We start from the raw sequence: 17085 nt of genomic DNA, 5'->3' as shown, positions 1-17085 counted from the left end.
AAGGATTGCTTTTTCGTTTTATGGATACTGTTCTGAGCGTTCTCTCATCGGTCTTTTGGGGCCTGCTGATGCTTTCCGTCCTCGTGTTTTTGCACGAGGGCGGCCACTTTTTGGCGGCGCGTGCCTGCGGCGTCCGTGTGACCGAGTTCTTTTTGGGCCTGCCTTGCCGCTTTGACATCCATTACACGTCGCGTCGCATTGGAACCAAGTTTGGCGTGACTCCGCTGCTGCTGGGTGGCTACGCTGCCATCTGCGGTATGGATCCGACCGACGTCTCGTGTGCCGATCGCGTGCTCGCGGCTATCTATCGTCATGGTCGCGTGACCGTGGCCGACCTTGCTGTCGAGCTCGAGCTATCCGAGGAGGTTGTGCTCGAGGCATGCGCCTTGCTCTTGGGTTGGGGCTCTATCGCGCCTTGGTATGAGGAAGGGGAGAAGCCCTCGCCGAGCTACTATCCCACCAAGTATCAGACGCTGCCGCGAGACGCGGCGGGTTACACCACCTTTGACGGCCGCCGTTTCGATCGAGAGCATGCGACTACCGAGGGCGATGTGTGGGAGCTGCCGTGCGGCGAAGCCGAGTTCCTTGCGCAAGAGCGTTCGCATACCTATCTGGGCCAGGGTTTTCTCAAGCGCGCCTTTATGCTGCTCGCGGGCATTCTCGTCAATATCCTGACGGGCTTTTTGCTGCTTATGAGCATCTACTCTATTGCGGGTGTCACCGTGCCGATGGATACCAACGTGATCGGTCAGGTTGACGAGGGGTCTATTGCCGCCAAGGCGGGTATCGAGGGCGGCGACGCGATCCTTTCGGTTGACGGAGTATCGTGCTCTACCTGGATGGACGTTTACGATGCCATCGGCAAGGCCGCCGGTAAGGACGATATCGCCATCGAGTATGAGCGCGACGGCAAGCAGCATTCGACCTCGGTTGCGCTCAAAGAGGACGAGCGCCTAGGTGTGTATGCCTCTACGCAGGTGGTCCGTTTAGACCCCATCACGTCGGCTCGCCTTTCGTTCTCCTGTGTCGTGCAGACAGCGGAGGGCGTGATGCGCCTGCTCCAGCCGCAGCATACGATGGAGATTCTCGATCAGTCTTCTTCGATCGTGGGCATTAGCGTTATGTCCTCACAGGCTGCTGCTGCCGGCCCTGCCACGTTCCTTTCGTTTGCCGCCCTCATTTCGTTCTCGCTTGGCTTTATGAACCTGCTGCCCATCCCACCACTCGATGGCGGCAAGCTGGTCATCGAGATCATTCAAAAGATTGCTGGCCGCGAGCTTCCGCTCAAGGTCCAGACGATTGTGAGCTATGTGGGCATCGCGCTCTTTGCGCTGCTGTTTGTCTATATGCTTCGTTCCGACATCCTTCGATTTATTCTGTAGGGGAGTGTTTGGATTGTCTTTATCCCATCCTTTGCCTCGCGAGTTGACGCGCCCCGTGCATGTGGGCGGTGTGCAGATCGGTGGCGGCGCGCCGGTGGTGGTCCAATCCATGACCTGCACCGATACCGCTGATGCCCAGGCAACGCTTGCGCAAGTGTGCGCGTTGGCGCAGGCTGGCTGCGATATCGTGCGTGTGAGCGTGCCCACTGAGGCCGCGCTTGAGGGTTTCCGCACCATCTGTGCCGAGTCTCCGGTGCCAATCGTTGCCGATATCCACTTTAACCACAAGCTGGCCATTGGCGCTGTGGAGGCCGGTGCCGCCAAGCTCCGCATCAATCCCGGTAATATCGGCGATTGGGCCAAGGTCGATGCCGTGATCGATGCCGCGGGCGCCGCTGGGTGCGCGATTCGTATCGGTGTCAATGCCGGTTCGCTCGAACAGGATATCGCCGAGCGCGACGACCTCATGCAGCCCGAAAAGCTCGTGATGTCGAGCGAGCGCTTCGTCAAGCACTTTGAGGACCGCGGTTTTACGAACATTGTGCTTTCGGCCAAGGCCCATAGCGTGCAAACGACGCTTGATACCTATCGAGCCCTGTCGCGTGAGATTCCCCACGTTCCGCTTCACCTGGGCGTGACGGAGGCGGGGACCAAGCTCCAGGGCACCATCAAGAGCTCTGTAGGCTTGGGTATCTTGCTTTCCGAAGGCATTGGCGACACCATGCGTGTGTCGCTCACAGCCGATCCGGTCGAGGAGCCGCCGGTTGCCTGGGGTATTCTGCAGTCGTTGGGCCTGCGTCGCCGTGGCCCCGAGATTGTCTCGTGCCCCACATGCGCCCGCTGCCAGGTTAACCTTATTCCCATTGCCGAGGAGGTTACCGAGCGGCTTAAGAACTACTCCGCGCCGCTTTCGATCGCTGTGATGGGATGTGCCGTTAATGGCCCCGGCGAGGCTTCTGATGCCGATCTGGGCGTTGCTTGCGGACGTGGTCAGGCCTTGCTCTTTTCGCATGGCCAGATCATTGGTAAAGTAGCTGAGGACCAAATTGTCGACGCGCTTATGGCAGAGGTCGACAAGCTTATTGAGGAGAAATAAATGACCCGAGCAATGTATATGTCTAAGCTCTATGCGCCGACGCTTAAAGAGGATCCGGCGGACGCTGAGCTCGCCAGCCACCGCCTGCTGCTCCGTGCCGGCATGATCCGCAAAGAGGCCGCCGGCCTGTATTCCTATCTGCCGCTCGCATGGCGCTCGATCCGCAAGATCGAGAATATCGTGCGCGACGAGATGGACGCTGCCGGTGCCCAGGAGCTTATGATGCCTATCATGGTCGACGCCGAGTTGTGGCGTGAGTCCGGCCGCATCGACGCCTATGGCAAGGAGCTTGTGCGCTTTGACGACCGTCACGGTCGCGAGTTCGTCCTGGGTCCCACCCACGAGGAGACCGTCACGGCCCTGGTGCGCAATGAGCTGCGCTCCTACAAACAGCTGCCCGTCAACCTGTACCACATTCAGGACAAGTTCCGCGACGAGTTCCGACCCCGCTTTGGCCTGATGCGCGGTCGCGAGTTCATCATGAAGGACGCCTACAGCTTCTCCGCCACGCAGGAGAGCCTGCAGGAGGAGTACGACAAGATGAAGCAGGCCTACGCTAACATCTGCGAGCGCTGCTACATCAAGGCTCTGCCCGTTGTCGCCGACTCCGGCGAGATCGGCGGCGACACTTCCGTCGAGTACATGGCTCTTGCCGACGCCGGCGAGGCTTCGCTCGTCTACTGCGACGATTGCGGTTTTGCTGCCGATGACGAGGCTGCAAGCACCAAGGTCGTTGTGACCGAGGGCCCCGGCGATGGCACGCTCACCAAGGTCGAGACTCCGGGTATGGGCACCATCGAGGCCGTTGCCAAGTTCTTCGGCTTCCCCGAGAACGGCACGCGCAAGTCGCTGGCACTCATCGACTCCGAGGGCAAGCCGGTCGTGGCCATTGTCCCGGGCGACCACGAGCTCAATGACTGCAAGGCCGAGCATGTCTTTGGCAAGGGCTACCGCATGATGACCGACGAGGAGCTTCAAGCGAACGGCCTGCACAAGGGCTTTATCGGACCGGTCAACCTGCCCGAGGGCATCCGTCTGGTGTGCGACGAGAGCCTGCGCGATTCCAAGCAGTGGGCCTGCGGTGCCAACGAGGTCGATTATCACTTTACCGGTGCCTGCCCCGAGCGCGACTTTACCGTCGATGAGTGGGCCGATCTGGTCACCGTCGTTGCCGGCGACCCCTGCCCGCACTGCGGCAAGCCGCTCTCCGCTGCCCGCGGCATCGAGGTCTCTCAGGTCTTCCAGCTGGGCACCAAGTATTCCGAGGCCATGGGTGCCACCTTTATGGACGAGGATGGCAAGGAGAAGCCGCTCATCATGGGCTGCTACGGCGTTGGTGTGTCCCGCTCGCTCGCTGCCGTCGTGGAGCAGCACAACGACGAGCACGGTATCGTCTGGCCGGTCTCCGTTGCCCCGTACGAGGTCGCGGTGATTCCGCTCGATCCCAAGAAGGAGGAGTGCGCTACCGTCTGCGAGCAGATCGTTGATGGCCTGTGCGCCGAGGGTATCGAGGTCGTCGTCGATGACCGTGACGAGCGTCCCGGCTTTAAATTTGCCGACAACGACCTTATGGGCTTCCCGTATCAGGTCGTTCTGGGTAAGCGTGGCCTCAAGAACGGCACCGTCGAGCTCAAGGACCGTGCTACGGGTGAGCGCGAGGACGTGGCGATCGACGAGGTCGTCGCCAAGGTCGCCGAGCTTGTGAAGGCGGCACGCCGTTAATCGGCGATTTCGCTTGTAGTTCGATATACGGGACGGCCCCGCATTTCTCCAGATAGGGGAGATGCGGGGCCGTCCTTTTATCTTGTCGGCGTACTCAATCGCTAAAAGGAAACCCCACAGCCCATGCGAGCTGCGGGGTTTCCTTTGTGCCTCCGATGCGAAATAAATCGCTCAGATATTACTGATAATCGACGACGTCGATCCAGTTCTTCAGGAACTCATCGTTCACGTTGCGCTTACGAGCGAGCTCGGAAGCGGCGACGATGCTCGTCCACTGACGCACGACCTGCATGGGCATGTCGGCGCGGTCGCAGTAGAGCTCCAGATAAGCCTCGGCCTGGTCCTTGCTGTTGAGGGCAAAGAGCAGGTAGGTGGTGGCAACGTCGGCAGCAGGGGAGCCCTGGGTAGCGTGTGCCCAGTCGCACACATAGAGCTGGCCGTCGTCGCCGACGATGACGTTGGAGGGGTTGAAGTCGCCGTGGCAGACCTTGAACTCCTTGGTCATGCCGTCCAGACGCTCCTGAAGGTTGTAGCGCGTGGTGGCATTGAGCTGATCAAGGCTGTCGATCATGCGGGCGAACTTGTCGCGCTGACGGTTGAGCAGCGGGGAGGTGTAGCCGTGGATCTCGATCTGGAGGTCGACGAACATCTCGAGGTACTCACCAAAGCGCTGGGGCTCGGCAGTCATCTTCTCGGCAAGGGTGGTGCCCGGAACCTTCTCGGTCACGAGCGCCCAGCCGTTGGCGTTCTCGAGCTGGGAAACCTCGAGAGCCTTGGGGCTGCGGATGCCGCACTCATTGATGCGGGCAAGATTCAAAGCCTCGTTGAACACGTCGGAGACAGGCTTGGTCTCGTTAAAGACCTTGACGATCTTGTCGCCCAGGTCGTAAACGACCTTGTTGCCACGGCGGACGAGCTCGGTCTTGGAATCGGGTAGCAGCATGGTTGCATCCTTTCAACGATGCGATAGAAGCGACGGCGGGGATGTGTGAAACACCCGTGCACCCCCGCCGCAAAAAACCGTGCTAAAAACTAGCAGACGGCGTAGTCCTGGGGCTCGCGGCCGTAGTAGGCGTCCAGGTAGAGCTCCTTGATCTCGCTCATGAGCGGGTAGCGCGGGTTAGCGCCGGTGCACTGGTCGTTGAATGCCTGCTCGGTCATCTCGTCGAGGGTGTCGAGGAAGTACTGCTCGTCAACACCGTAGTCGGCGATGGTCTTCTTGACACCGATGAAGTCCTTGAGCTCCTCGAGCTTCGTGATGAAGTTCTCGAAGACCTCCTTGTCGTCCTTGCCCTCGATGCCGCAGTACTTGGCCATCTCGGCGTAGTTGTGCAGCGCGTTGGGGTAAGGATACTGGGAGAAGGTACCCATCTTGACGGGAGCCTCGGCGGCGTTGTAGCGCATGACGCGGGTCAGGATGACGGCGTTAGCGATGCCGTGGGGCAGGTGATGGAAAGCGCCGAGCTTGTGAGCCATGGAGTGGTTGAGGCCCAGGAAAGCGTTGGCGAAGGCCATACCGGCCATGCAGGAGGCGTTGTGCATCTCCTCGCGGGCGTGCGGGTCCTTGGCGCCGTTCGTGAAGCTGGAGGGCAGGTTCTCAAAGACGAGCTTGGCAGCGCGCTCGGAGAGGCCCTTGGTGTAGTCGGAAGCCATGATGGAGACGTAGGACTCGATGGCGTGGGTCATGACGTCGATGCCGGAGGCAGCGGTCAGGCCGCGCGGGGCGGTCATGCAGTTGTCGGCGTCGACGATAGCCATGTTGGGGAGCAGCGCGTAGTCGGCGAGCGGCCACTTGATGCCGGTCTCCTTGTCGGTGATGATGGCGAACGGCGTGCACTCGGAGCCGGTACCCGAGGAGGTCGGGACGGCGACGAAGTAGGCCTTCTTGCCCATCTTGGGGAAGGTGAAGATACGCTTGCGGATGTCCATGAAGTCCATGGCCATGTCCTCGAACTTGCACTCGGGGTGCTCGTACATCATCCACATAATCTTGCCGGCGTCCATAGCGGAGCCACCGCCGACGGCGATGATGACGTCCGGCTCAAAGAGAGCCATCTGCTTGGCGCCGCGACGTGCGCACTGCAGCGACGGATCAGGCTCAACGTCGTAGAAGCAGTCGTGGGCGATGCCCATCTCGTCGAGCTTGGCCTCGATGGCGCGGGTGTTGCCATTCTTGAAGAGGAACTGGTCGGTGACGATGAAGGCGCGCTTCTTGCCCATGACGGTGCCGAGCTCGTCGAGAGCGACGGGCGTGGAACCCTTCTTGAAGTAGACCTTCTCGGGAGCGCGGAACCACAGCATGTTCTCACGGCGCTCGGCCACAGTCTTAACGTTGATCAAGTGCTTCACCCCAACGTTCTCGGAGACGGAGTTGCCGCCCCAGGAGCCGCAGCCCAGGGTCAGAGACGGCTTCATGCCAAAGTTGTACAGGTCACCGATGCCGCCGTGCGAAGACGGGGTGTTGATGACGATACGGCAGGCCTTCATGACGTGCTCGAACAGGCTGATCTTCTCGGCCTGGGCGGGGTGCACGTACAGAGAGGCGGTGTGGCCCGGGCCACCGGCGAGCACCAGGTGCTCGGCCTTGTCGACGGCCTCCTGGAAGTCCTTGGCGTGATACATGGCCAGGACCGGGGAGAGCTTCTCGTGGGAGAACTCCTCCTTGGCGGGGTCGGTGGAAGTGACCTCGGCGATCAGGATCTTGGTCTTGGCGGGAACCTCGATGCCGGCGAGCTCGGCGATCTTGGCGGCAGCCATGCCGGGGATGCGGTGATCGAGGGCGCCGTTCTTGAACATGGCGGCACGCAGGGCCTCCATCTCGGCACCCTGCTTGACGAAGTAGCAGCCGCGCTTCTGGAACTCGGCCTTGACCTGGTCATAGATGGTGTCGATGACGGTCACGGACTGCTCGGAAGCGCAGATCATGCCGTTGTCGAAGGTCTTGGAGTGGATGATGGAGTTGACGGCGAGCAGCACGTCGGCGGTGTCGTCGATGACGACCGGGGTGTTACCGGCGCCAACGCCCAGGGCGGGCTTGCCCGAGGAGTAGGCGGCCTTGACCATGCCCGGGCCACCGGTGGCGAGGATGATGTCGACGTCGCGCATGACCATGTTGGTCAGCTCGATGGAGGGGACATCGACCCAGCCGATGATGCCCTCGGGGGCACCAGCCTTGACGGCGGCGTCAAGCACGAGCTTGGCGGCGGCGATGGTGCACTTGGCGGCAGCCGGGTGCGGGGAGATGATGATGGCGTTGCGGGTCTTCAGGCTGATCAGCGTCTTGAAGATTGCGGTGGAGGTGGGGTTGGTCGTCGGGATGACGGCGCCCACGATGCCGATGGGCTCGGCGATCTTGGTGATGCCGTAAGCCTCGTCGCGCTCCAGGACACCACAGGTCTTGGTGTTCTTGTAAGCGTTGTAGATGTACTCTGCGGCGTAGTGGTTCTTGATGACCTTGTCCTCAAGAACGCCGCGGCCGGTCTCCTCGATGGCCATTTTCGCCAACGGGATACGAGCCTTGTTGGCGGCCATGGCGGCCTCATAGAAGATCTTGTCGACCTGCTCCTGCGTGTACGTAGCAAAAAGCGCCTGGGCCTCTCGCATCTGAGCGAGCTTAGCCTCAAGCGCCTCTACGTTGTCCACAATTGCGGGAGTAGTGTTTTCCGGTGACTTTTTCACCATTTGTGTCTCCTTGCGATCGGAGATTTACCCTACGTCTTGCATGATAGCAAGAAATTATTCGGCGAACGGTCAGATTCCTCTAAAAGGCACACTAAAACGCTTCAATAAACTGAAACGTTTTAACTAGAACTATCTGCCCGCTGCATCGCCCCGCTCATTGGGGACAGACTCTCATGAGTATTTCAATGGGAAAACGGGACATCTGTTTGATAATCGCTATTCGCGGGTCGCGGTTGAGTCGGACACACAGGCGGTGCAGCTACTCGATTACATCCATTTCAATCCCGTGTAAGGTGCGTCCGACTCGCTCGAGGCGTACCGTTAGTTACAAGGCATACCAGCTGCGCTATGATCCCTTTGACATCTGCAAACCCTCATATAAGTCTGTCCCCAATGAGTGCAAAAAGGCGCCCTCCGTAGGGGAGGGCGCCTTTGGTAAGTTCTATATGAACGCGAGGTCTTTGACCCGGAGAGTCCGAGGTACTTGTTGGTAAGACCTTATTTACGAGCGCGCAACCTTGCCGGACTTGAGGCAGGTGGAGCAAACGTTCATCTTGCGACGGTGACCATCGACGACGACGTAAACGCGCTGGATGTTGGGGCGGAACTTACGGTTGGTGACGCGGTGAGAGTGGCTGATGGAGCGACCGGCAACGGGGTGCTTACCGCAAACTTCGCAAACTTTGGACATAACTGACCCTCCTTGGGCGACAAACGAACATGTCGCGTTAACAAACAAGCCTGAACTATAGCACAGAAGTCGCTCCCTGTGCGCAATCTACACAGAGATATTCCTCTTTTGGCGATAGTGCTCACGCCACGGCCCTGGACGTAGATCCGATTTGCGTGCAGCAGAGGGGATTATGCCAGCTCGTGCGTGCGTTTTCAAGCTCGTCCCACAAATATATAGGTTTATTGAGCTTTGGGCTCCGTTTACGGATTGCTCTGTATTTATGCTCGCAATTAAGCTCGAGGTTGGCTACACTATCCCATGACCATTAAAGGGGTACGAGATACCCACATGGAATTACATAGCTGCCCAAAGAGCAGCCCTTCCTGTGGGTGTCTGGTCCGCTTTAAGCGGTCGGGCATCTATTTTTTTGACTGTGTCAGCAGTCAAGACATGTGAGGAAGGAGATCGATGGGCACGACTTCCCCCAAGGCGGTCATCATGGACGAGACCGCCGTCAATCGAGCGATGACCCGCATCGCGCACGAGATTCTCGAGCGCAACGAGGGCTGTGAAGACCTCGCTCTGGTCGGCATCGTCACGCGCGGCGACCTTCTGGCAAAGAAGCTCGCCGAGGAGATCAAGGAGATCGAGGGCGTCGACGTTCCGCTCGGCAGCCTCGACATCAGCTTCTACCGCGATGACTATGCGACCAATTTCGCTCCCGCGATCCACGCCACCAACATTCCCTTCAGCGTCGACGGCAAGCGCGTCGTGCTGGTGGACGACATCCTGTATACGGGCCGTACCATTCGCGCCGCTCTCGACGCCGTCATGGACCTGGGCCGTCCGAACCGCATTGAGCTGGCTGTCCTCGTTGACCGCGGCCACCGCGAGCTCCCCATCTCGCCGGACTTTGTCGGCAAGAACGTTCCCTCGTCGCATGAGGAGAACGTGCACCTATATATGAAGGAAGTCGACGGCCACACCGCCGTCGAGATTAACGACGTCGCGCCGGGTTCCCACGTGGGCTCCGCGCCGCTGGGAGGTGAGTAGTACCGTGGCGTTCAACCATAAGCACCTGATCGACATTACCGAGTACTCCGAAGAGGACATCAAGCTCATCCTCGAGACCGCCAAGGCGTTCTCCGAGGTTAACGAGCGTGCGATCAAGAAGGTCCCCACGCTCAAGGGCAAGACCATCGTCAACATGTTCAACGAGCCCTCGACGCGCACCCGTAGCTCCTTCGAGCTCGCCGAGAAGCGTCTTTCGGCCGACAGCCTCAACTTTGGCGGCTCCTCGACCTCCACGGTCAAGGGCGAGAGCCTTGTCGACACCGTCGAGACCCTCAACGCCTATAAGATCGACTGTATCGTCGTGCGTGATAAGCACGCCGGCGCTCCCTACATCGTCACGCAGAACTCGCCCGCGAGCGTCATCTGCGCCGGTGACGGCAAGCACAACCATCCCACGCAGGCCCTGCTCGACCTGTACACCATCTGGGAGCACAAGGGTGACTTCCACGGTCTGAAGGTCGCTGTCGTCGGCGATATCGCGCACTCCCGCGTCTGCGGCTCGCTGATCCCCGCCCTTAAGATCATGGGCTGCGAGACCTACGCCGTCGCCCCCGGCACGCTGCTGCCGCCGGCGCCCGAGGTTCTGGGCTGCGACCACGTGACGAGCGACCTCGATTCCGTCCTGCCCGAGCTGGACGTCGTCTACATGCTGCGCGTGCAGCAGGAGCGCCTCGAGGGTGCCCCGTTCCCGACCATTCGTGAGTACCACAGGCTCTTCGGCCTGACCAAGGACCGCGAGAAGCTCATGAAGCCCGATGCGATCATCTGCCACCCGGGTCCCATCAACCGCGGCGTCGAGTTCGACTCCTATATGGCCGACCACCCGCAACGCTCCGTCATCCTGGAGCAGGTCTACGCCGGTATCTGCGTGCGTATGGCTATCCTGTATCTGCTGCTTGGAGGTGCCGATAATGGCCTTGCTTCTTAAGAATGCCCACGTCGTCGACCCGTCCGTCGAGCTTGACGGTGTCGTTGACGTCCTGATTGACGGCGACAAGATCGCCGAGGTCGGCGAGAATCTCGCCGTCGAGGGAGCCGAGGTCCGCGACCTTTCCGGCAAGTACCTCGTCCCCGGCCTGGTGGATATGCACGTTCACCTTCGCGAGCCCGGCTACGAGGTCAAAGAGGACATCGAGAGCGGTACCCGCGCGGCTGCCAAGGGCGGCTTTACCGGCGTGTGCTCCATGCCCAACACCGATCCCGTCACCGATAACGGCACCGTCGTGGAGTTCGTCAAGTCCCGTGCTGCCGAGGTCGGTCACTGCCGCGTCTATCCTTCGGGCGCCATGACCCGCGGTCTTAAGGGCGAGGCCATGTCCGAGATGGGCGATATGGTCGCCCACGGCGCCGTCGCCTTCACCGACGATGGTCGCGGCGTGCAGGGCGCGGGCATGCTCCGTCGCTGCATGGACTACGGCAAGATGTTCGGCAAGGTCTTTATGAGCCACTGCCAGGACGAGGATCTGGTCGGCCACGGCCAGATCAACGAGGGCAAGGTTTCGACCCGTCTGGCTCTCGAGGGCTGGCCGGCTGCCGGCGAGGAGCTCCAGATCGCCCGCGACATCGAGATCGCCAAGCTGACCGGTGCCAAGCTGCACATCCAGCACATCTCCACCGCCCATGGCCTGGAGCTCGTGCGTGCCGGCAAGGCCGCGGGCGTTCAGGTTACCTGCGAGGCCACCCCGCACCACATGTTCCTGACCGAGAACGACCTGGACGAGACCTACAACACCTCGCTCAAGGTCAATCCGCCGTTGCGTACCGAGGAGGATGCCGAGGCCATCCGTCAGGGCGTCATCGACGGCACCGTCGACGCTATCGTCACCGATCACGCTCCCCACACCCCGTGGGAGAAGGCCCGCGAGTTCGAGCTTGCGCCCTTTGGCATGATCGGCCTCGAGACCTCGCTGTCGCTCGTACTCACCGAGCTGGTCAACACGGGCAAGATGAGCATGGGCCGTATGGTCGAGCTCATGGCCATCAAGCCGCGTGAGATCCTGGGCCTCGACCAGGTTCAGGTCAAGGCGGGCTCCGTTGCCGACCTGACCGTGTTCGACCCCTCTGCCACCTGGACGGTCGGCGAGGACGGTTACGAGTCGCGCGCCGAGAACTCCGGTTTTGCCGGCCGCACGCTTACCGGTCGTGCCACCGATGTGTTTGTCGGCGGTAAGCAGACGCTCGCCGACGGCTGCATCTGCTAGCATAGCCTTATCGCTTTTGTGCGCGGTGCCCTTGCGGTGCCGCGCTTTCTGTTCGTTTTGACCATGCAACCGCATGGGGGATTGGAGCGTCTATGCCCACACCTTCCACTGCACGCATGCACGACTTCGAGGTCGTCTCGAACCAGGAGATCGCCGATGGCATCTTCTCGCTCGTCATCTCGGCCCCCAAGCTTGCAAGTGCGCTCAAGCCCGGCCAGTTTGTGAACATTGCCGTGCCCGGCGATGCGTCCTCGCTGCTTCGCGTGCCCTTGAGCTTCTATCGCGCTGACGCCGAGGCCGGTACCGTCGAGCTGTGGTACGCCGTCGTGGGTGACGACACCCGTCGTCTGTCGCAGATGGGTCCCGGCTCCAAGTCCAACCTGTTGGGCCCTGGCGGCCGCGGCTGGCTTGTTCCCGAGGGCACCAGGAAGGCGCTGCTCGTCGCCGGTGGCATCGGCGTTCCGCCTGTGCTGTGTCTTGCCGGTATGCTTGCCGAGCAGGGCGTGGATGTTGACGTGTGCCTGGGCTTTGGCACCGCTTCCAAGGCCGTGGGTGTCGATGAGTTCCGCGCGCTGGGCGCCACGGTTAACGTGTGCACCGACGATGGCACGCTGGGCACGCACGGTTTTTGCACCGACCCGGCAGCCGAGCTGCTCGGCGAGGGCGGCTACGACTACGTCGCCAGCTGCGGCCCCGCTGTCATGATGAAGAAAGTCGCCGCCGCTGCCGCCGAGGCCGGTGCGTACTGCGAGGTGTCGCTTGAGCGCATGATGAGCTGTGGCTTTGGCGCCTGCAACACCTGCAATGTCGAGACGGTCGACGGTATGAAGGGTGCTTGCATGTGCGGCCCCGTGTTCGATGCTTCCAAGGTGGTGGTCTTCTAGTGGGTACCGTGAACATGGCCGTCGATTTCGGCGGCGTCAAGATGCAGAACCCCATCAACACCGCAGCCGGTACTTTTGGTTACGGTTGGCAGTTCCAGAACTTCTTTGATGTTTCCCAGCTGGGCGCCATCACCACCAAGGGTTGCGCTGCCGAGCCCTGGCCCGGCAACCCCGCGCCCCGCATGGCCGAGATCCCCGGCGGTATGATCAACTCCGTGGGCCTTCAGAACCCCGGCGTGGCCGCCTTTGCTCGCGAGTCCGGTCCGTGGCTCGAACAGCTGTCCAAGGACGGCTGCCAGGTCATCTGTCAGGTTGCCGGCCACTCCGTTGACGAGTTTGTCCGCGCGCTCGAGATGTATGTCGAGCTGTGCCCCTGGGCTGCCGGCTACGAGATCAACGTGAGCTGCCCTAATATCGCCGCCGGCGGTGCCGCCATGGGCTCTACGCCCGAGGGCGCCTCATCCGTTATGGCTGCCTGCCGCAAGGTGACCGATAAGCCGCTGTTCGTGAAGATGGCGCCGGTCAACGTCGCCGAGATTGCCAAGGCCCTCGAGGCTGCCGGCGCCGACGGCCTTTCGGTCATCAACTCCATTCAGGGCATGGCCATCGACGTCCATACCCGCAAGTCCCGCGTGGCCAAGCCCAAGGGCGGCCTTTCGGGCCCGCTGTGCCACCACATCGCCGTGCGCATGGTCTGGGAGGTTGCCCGGGCCGTCGATATCCCCATCAACGGCGTCGGCGGTGTCATGACCGGCGAGGATGCGGCCGAGTTTATCCTGGCCGGCGCCACCTGCGTGTCGGTCGGCATGGCCAACTTCGTCGATCCGTGCGCTTCGCTCAAGATCGCGCACGAGCTCGAGGCCTGGGCTGAGTCCCAAGGCGTGAAGGACATCAACGAACTGGTAGGTGCTTTCGAATGCTAGAGACCGATGCCCGCGACCGCGTAATCGTCGCTCTCGACTGCGACCGCGAGCGTGCGCTCGAGCTCGCCCACGAGCTTTCGGGCCATGCCGCCTGGCTTAAAGTTGGTATGACGCTCTATTACGCTGAGGGCCCCGAGATCGTCAAGACCTTTAAGGACCTGGGCTTTAAGGTTTTCCTTGACCTTAAGTTCCATGACATTCCGCATCAGGTTCGCGGTGCCGCCCGCTCGGCCTCGCTTGCCGGTGCCGACCTGCTCTCGGTTCACGGCTTGGGTTCGGGCGCCATGCTCGCTGCCTGCCGCGAGGGTGCCGAGGAAGCACGCGAGGACCGCGCCAAGCTCGTCGCCATCACCGTGCTCACGAGCATGAATCAGGATGCCTTGAGCGAGATTGGCGTCGAGTCGCCGGTGGCCGAGGAGGCCGCCCGCCTGGCAAAGCTCGCTCAGGCCAGTGGCATCGATGGCATCGTGTGCTCGCCGATGGAGGCTCACGACATGCGTGAGCTGCTGGGTCCTGATGCCCTGATCGTGACTCCGGGTGTGCGTCCGGTGGGCGCCGCCTTAGGCGACCAGTCCCGCGTGGCGACGCCTTCCCAGGCTATCGAGCGCGGCGCAAGCCACATTGTGGTGGGCCGTCCCATCACCGGCGCCGACGATCCGGTTGCCGCCTTTGACGCCATCGTCGCCGAGCTGGTCGAAAACGTCGCGTAAAAGATTCCCCTAAGTCACCACTTTTGGGTCTCATTAGCACAAAATAGCCCCTGTGCCTGCGTAAACTTTCCCATCCTTTGTGTGGAATCGCAGGTCAGGGGCTTAACTTTGGGCGCAGTATATTGCACTTTTTGCGGGTATCGTCTAACCTATGGAGCCGCGATTGGGCATTTTGCACGTTCTACGTGCTAAAATGCCAATTATTGAATCAGATATAACCCAACTATTTGGAGGTACGAATGGCACTCCCTCAGCTTACCGATGAGCAGCGCAAGCAGGCTCTTGAGAAGGCTGCTGCCGCACGTCACGCCCGCGCTGAGCTTCGCGAGCAGATCAAGAAGGGCGAGAAGTCCCTTGAGTCCGTGCTCAACTCCGATGACCCCATCGCTTCCCGCATGAAGGTTTCCACCCTCATCGAGTCTCTCCCTGGTTATGGCAAGGCCAAGGCCGCCAAGATCATGGAGGAGCTCGGTATCTCCGCTACCCGTCGCGTCCAGGGCCTCGGCGTCCGTCAGCGCGAGCAGCTCCTCGAGCAGCTGACCAAATAAGTGAGCGCTCAGGATTCCAAGCTCTTTGTGATTTCTGGACCGTCAGGCGCAGGGAAGGGTACGCTCGTCACTCGTGTGCGCGAGCGCCGCTCGAACCTGGGCCTGACGGTTTCGGCTACCACGCGAGCACCACGCAAAGGTGAGGTCGACGGCGTCAACTACTTTTTTCTGACGCGCGAGGAGTTCGACCGCCGCGTGGCAAACGGTGAGTTTGTTGAGTGGGCCGAGGTCCACGGTAACTGCTACGGCACGTTGGTGAGCGAGGTCACATCCAAGCTCGCCTCTGGCGCATCTCTGATTTTGGAGATCGATGTCCAGGGCGCCCTGCAGGTGAAGGAGCGTTTCCCCGAGGCCGTGCTGATCTTTATCAAGCCGCCTTCGCTTGAGGTGCTCCGCGAGCGTCTAGTCGGTCGCGGTACCGAGACGCCCGAGACGATTGAGCTGCGTATGGCAAACGCCGCCGATGAGCTTGCCCTTGCCGACCGCTACGACGACGTCGTGGTTAATGACGATCTCGACCGCGCGACCGATGAGCTCGTTCGCGTTCTCGATATGCATGAAAGGATCTGAGGTCCGTGTCCGTTGTAAAGCCTTGCATTGACGATCTTCTGGAGAAGACCGATCACAACCGCTTCCTGCTCGCTTCGCTTGCCTCCAAGCGCGCCTGCGATATCAATAGCATGCTGCGTGGCCAGCACAACCGCGTGCTTGCCGTCCAGGATGTCGATGACATCACCATCGGGCTTTCCGGTGCCGACACCATCTCGATGGCTATGGACGAGATTGTCGACGGCGACATCTCTTACGACGAGGCCCGTTACGAGAAGGCGCTCGGCCACAAGGTTGCTGAAGCCTAAATGGCGGCTCGCGTCTGCCTGGTCCACTATCACGAGGTTGGACTGAAGGGTAAGAACCGCGCACATTTTGAGCATATCCTCATGGATAACATCAAGGCGGCCTTGGCCGCCTTTTCCGTGAATGCCGTGTCTCGAATTTCCGGTTATATCCTCGTGACCTTTAACGAGCATCAGGCCGACGAGGCGGCGCGTGTCATTCGCACCGTTCCCGGCGTTGCTCGTGTGTCTTTGGCGTATCACACCAATCGCGACCCTCAGGAGTACTGTGCCGCCGCCGTGAAGGCGCTGCGCGAGTTTGGTTCCTTCGATTCGTTTAAGGTGCACGCCAAGCGCTCCAATACCGATTATGAGCTCACCTCGATTGACATCAATCGTCAGGTGGGCGAGGTGCTGTGCGAGGCCTTCCCCGATAAAAAGGTTCAAATGCACGACCCCGATGCGATGGTGCACGTACTGGTGGTCCAGGGTAGCGTTTATGTGTACGCGCGCTCCGAGCGCGGCGTGGGCGGTCTGCCGGTGGGTTCTGCCGGCAAGGTCGTGACGCTGCTGTCGTCGGGTATTGATTCTCCGGTGGCAACCTGGATGCTCGCGCGTCGCGGCGCGGTGTGCGTGCCGGTACATTTCTCAGGTCGTCCGCAGACGCCCGACACGAGCGAGTATTTGGTGCAGGACATCATCCGTGCGCTTGAGCCGGGTGTCCAGATCGGCCGCCTGTACGTGGTGCCGTTTGGCGACTGCCAGCGTGAGATTTCGGTCACCTGTCCCAGCAACCTGCGCGTGATCATGTATCGCCGCATTATGTATTCGGTTGCCGAGCGCATTGCACACATCGAGGGCGCCAAGGCCATCGTGACGGGCGAATCGCTTGGACAGGTTGCCTCCCAAACGCTTGAGAATATCATGGCCGTTAACGAGGCCGTGAAGATTCCCGTGTTCCGTCCTCTCATCGGTTCGGACAAGCAGGAGATCATCGCGCGCGCCGAGGAGATTGGTACGTTCGATATCTCGACTGAGGCCGCTCCCGACTGCTGCACGCTGTTTATGCCGCGTCGTCCCGAGACGCACGCTAAACTCGATGCCGTGCATGAGGCCTGGGAGTTGTTCGATCACGAGGAGATGATCGAGCGCCTACTCAAGCAGACTGAGTACATCGACTTCGAAAGCAACACGTATAAGGCCCCCAAGACCTTAAAACGCAAACATTCGGAGCTTGCTCCGCGTGAGATTTACCAAGATCACGAGTAAATTTGTGCATAGACCGACGATGCGCCTGCATCGTCGGTCTTTTGCTATCTGGGCTTTTTGCGGCTAAGTGTTCATTTGCTGACGTGTGC

The 17085-nt window shown here is 60.8% G+C and carries 16 protein-coding genes; 13 read left to right on the top strand and 3 right to left on the bottom strand.

The genetic code is table 11. The annotated features are described in order from the left end of the window. The first annotated feature begins 20 nt into the window (after positions 1-20). The 3 genes from ABHR63_RS02860 to ABHR63_RS02850 are packed head-to-tail and all read left to right on the top strand — an operon-like array spanning position 21 to position 4200. Complete coding sequence (locus tag ABHR63_RS02860) at positions 21-1382, top strand: M50 family metallopeptidase (RefSeq protein WP_346964743.1); 1362 nt, start codon at positions 21-23, stop codon at positions 1380-1382. A gap of 13 nt (positions 1383-1395) precedes the next feature. Next, entirely contained in the window at positions 1396-2478 is a 1083-nt protein-coding gene (ispG, locus tag ABHR63_RS02855) for a flavodoxin-dependent (E)-4-hydroxy-3-methylbut-2-enyl-diphosphate synthase (RefSeq protein ID WP_082421791.1), read from the top strand. After that, on the top strand, positions 2479-4200 hold the full coding sequence (locus ABHR63_RS02850; protein ID WP_229090669.1) for a proline--tRNA ligase: 1722 nt from the start codon (positions 2479-2481) through the stop codon (positions 4198-4200). Positions 4201-4378: 178 nt separating this feature from the next. On the opposite strand, the gene ABHR63_RS02845 is transcribed toward ABHR63_RS02850, so the two are convergent. From ABHR63_RS02845 to rpmB, 3 genes are all read right to left on the bottom strand, one after another. Beyond that, entirely contained in the window at positions 4379-5143 is a 765-nt protein-coding gene (locus tag ABHR63_RS02845; protein ID WP_006236119.1) for an aminoglycoside phosphotransferase family protein, read from the bottom strand. Positions 5144-5232: 89 nt separating this feature from the next. Beyond that, positions 5233-7881: a bifunctional acetaldehyde-CoA/alcohol dehydrogenase gene (adhE, locus tag ABHR63_RS02840; protein ID WP_346964744.1), complete on the bottom strand. Its 2649-nt coding sequence runs from the start codon at positions 7879-7881 to the stop codon at positions 5233-5235. A 502-nt stretch (positions 7882-8383) separates the two neighbouring features. Then, positions 8384-8572, bottom strand: a complete 189-nt coding sequence (gene rpmB / locus ABHR63_RS02835) for a 50S ribosomal protein L28 (protein WP_022094725.1) — start codon at positions 8570-8572, stop codon at positions 8384-8386. A 450-nt stretch (positions 8573-9022) separates the two neighbouring features. Between rpmB and pyrR the strand changes: the two genes are divergently transcribed. The 10 genes from pyrR to thiI all read left to right on the top strand — a co-directional run bounded on the left by pyrR (position 9023) and on the right by thiI (position 16996). Further along, positions 9023-9607, top strand: coding sequence for a bifunctional pyr operon transcriptional regulator/uracil phosphoribosyltransferase PyrR (gene pyrR, locus ABHR63_RS02830; RefSeq protein ID WP_195361312.1), 585 nt, complete (start codon positions 9023-9025; stop codon positions 9605-9607). Positions 9608-9611: 4 nt separating this feature from the next. Continuing rightward, positions 9612-10556: an aspartate carbamoyltransferase catalytic subunit gene (locus ABHR63_RS02825; protein WP_161161342.1), complete on the top strand. Its 945-nt coding sequence runs from the start codon at positions 9612-9614 to the stop codon at positions 10554-10556. After that, positions 10540-11829: a dihydroorotase gene (locus ABHR63_RS02820; protein WP_217750514.1), complete on the top strand. Its 1290-nt coding sequence runs from the start codon at positions 10540-10542 to the stop codon at positions 11827-11829. The genes ABHR63_RS02825 and ABHR63_RS02820 overlap by 17 nt, the downstream gene beginning before the upstream one ends. Positions 11830-11945: 116 nt before the next feature. Next, positions 11946-12713 carry a dihydroorotate dehydrogenase electron transfer subunit gene (locus ABHR63_RS02815; protein WP_346964753.1) on the top strand — a complete coding sequence of 256 codons (768 nt, stop codon included), beginning with the start codon at positions 11946-11948 and terminating at the stop codon, positions 12711-12713. 14 nt (positions 12714-12727) lie between these two features. After that, positions 12728-13636, top strand: coding sequence for a dihydroorotate dehydrogenase (locus tag ABHR63_RS02810; protein WP_346964754.1), 909 nt, complete (start codon positions 12728-12730; stop codon positions 13634-13636). Further along, positions 13630-14346: an orotidine-5'-phosphate decarboxylase gene (gene pyrF, locus ABHR63_RS02805; protein ID WP_006236129.1), complete on the top strand. Its 717-nt coding sequence runs from the start codon at positions 13630-13632 to the stop codon at positions 14344-14346. Before ABHR63_RS02810 ends, pyrF begins: the two co-directional genes overlap by 7 nt. A gap of 239 nt (positions 14347-14585) precedes the next feature. After that, complete coding sequence (gene mihF / locus ABHR63_RS02800) at positions 14586-14894, top strand: integration host factor, actinobacterial type (RefSeq protein ID WP_006236130.1); 309 nt, start codon at positions 14586-14588, stop codon at positions 14892-14894. After that, positions 14895-15464 (top strand): guanylate kinase, encoded by a 570-nt coding sequence (gene gmk, locus ABHR63_RS02795; protein WP_006236131.1) that lies wholly within the window; start codon positions 14895-14897, stop codon positions 15462-15464. A 5-nt stretch (positions 15465-15469) separates the two neighbouring features. After that, positions 15470-15751, top strand: coding sequence for a DNA-directed RNA polymerase subunit omega (locus tag ABHR63_RS02790; RefSeq protein ID WP_035138532.1), 282 nt, complete (start codon positions 15470-15472; stop codon positions 15749-15751). Then, a complete protein-coding gene (gene thiI / locus ABHR63_RS02785; protein WP_006235944.1) occupies positions 15752-16996 on the top strand; it encodes a tRNA uracil 4-sulfurtransferase ThiI in 1245 nt (414 codons plus the stop codon). It begins immediately after the preceding gene. Positions 16997-17085 lie beyond the last annotated feature (89 nt).

The organism is Collinsella aerofaciens (genome assembly GCF_039752775.1).
GTDB classification, from domain to species: domain Bacteria; phylum Actinomycetota; class Coriobacteriia; order Coriobacteriales; family Coriobacteriaceae; genus Collinsella; species Collinsella aerofaciens_R.
The sequence above is the reverse complement of the archived record's forward strand: the minus strand, read 5'-3'. Positions and strand labels throughout refer to the sequence as shown.

What these genes read in the sequence shown, in the direction of transcription:
- ABHR63_RS02860 (WP_346964743.1), top strand. Translation starts at nt 21, where the DNA reads ATGGATACTGTTCTGAGCGTTCTCTCATCGGTCTTTTGGGGCCTGCTG.
- ABHR63_RS02850 (WP_229090669.1), top strand. Translation starts at nt 2,479, where the DNA reads ATGACCCGAGCAATGTATATGTCTAAGCTCTATGCGCCGACGCTTAAA.
- ABHR63_RS02845 (WP_006236119.1), bottom strand. Translation starts at nt 5,143, where the DNA reads ATGCTGCTACCCGATTCCAAGACCGAGCTCGTCCGCCGTGGCAACAAG.
- adhE (WP_346964744.1), bottom strand. Translation starts at nt 7,881, where the DNA reads ATGGTGAAAAAGTCACCGGAAAACACTACTCCCGCAATTGTGGACAAC.
- rpmB (WP_022094725.1), bottom strand. Translation starts at nt 8,572, where the DNA reads ATGTCCAAAGTTTGCGAAGTTTGCGGTAAGCACCCCGTTGCCGGTCGC.
- pyrR (WP_195361312.1), top strand. Translation starts at nt 9,023, where the DNA reads ATGGGCACGACTTCCCCCAAGGCGGTCATCATGGACGAGACCGCCGTC.
- ABHR63_RS02820 (WP_217750514.1), top strand. Translation starts at nt 10,540, where the DNA reads ATGGCCTTGCTTCTTAAGAATGCCCACGTCGTCGACCCGTCCGTCGAG.
- ABHR63_RS02815 (WP_346964753.1), top strand. Translation starts at nt 11,946, where the DNA reads ATGCACGACTTCGAGGTCGTCTCGAACCAGGAGATCGCCGATGGCATC.
- ABHR63_RS02810 (WP_346964754.1), top strand. Translation starts at nt 12,728, where the DNA reads ATGGCCGTCGATTTCGGCGGCGTCAAGATGCAGAACCCCATCAACACC.
- pyrF (WP_006236129.1), top strand. Translation starts at nt 13,630, where the DNA reads ATGCTAGAGACCGATGCCCGCGACCGCGTAATCGTCGCTCTCGACTGC.
- mihF (WP_006236130.1), top strand. Translation starts at nt 14,586, where the DNA reads ATGGCACTCCCTCAGCTTACCGATGAGCAGCGCAAGCAGGCTCTTGAG.
- thiI (WP_006235944.1), top strand. Translation starts at nt 15,752, where the DNA reads ATGGCGGCTCGCGTCTGCCTGGTCCACTATCACGAGGTTGGACTGAAG.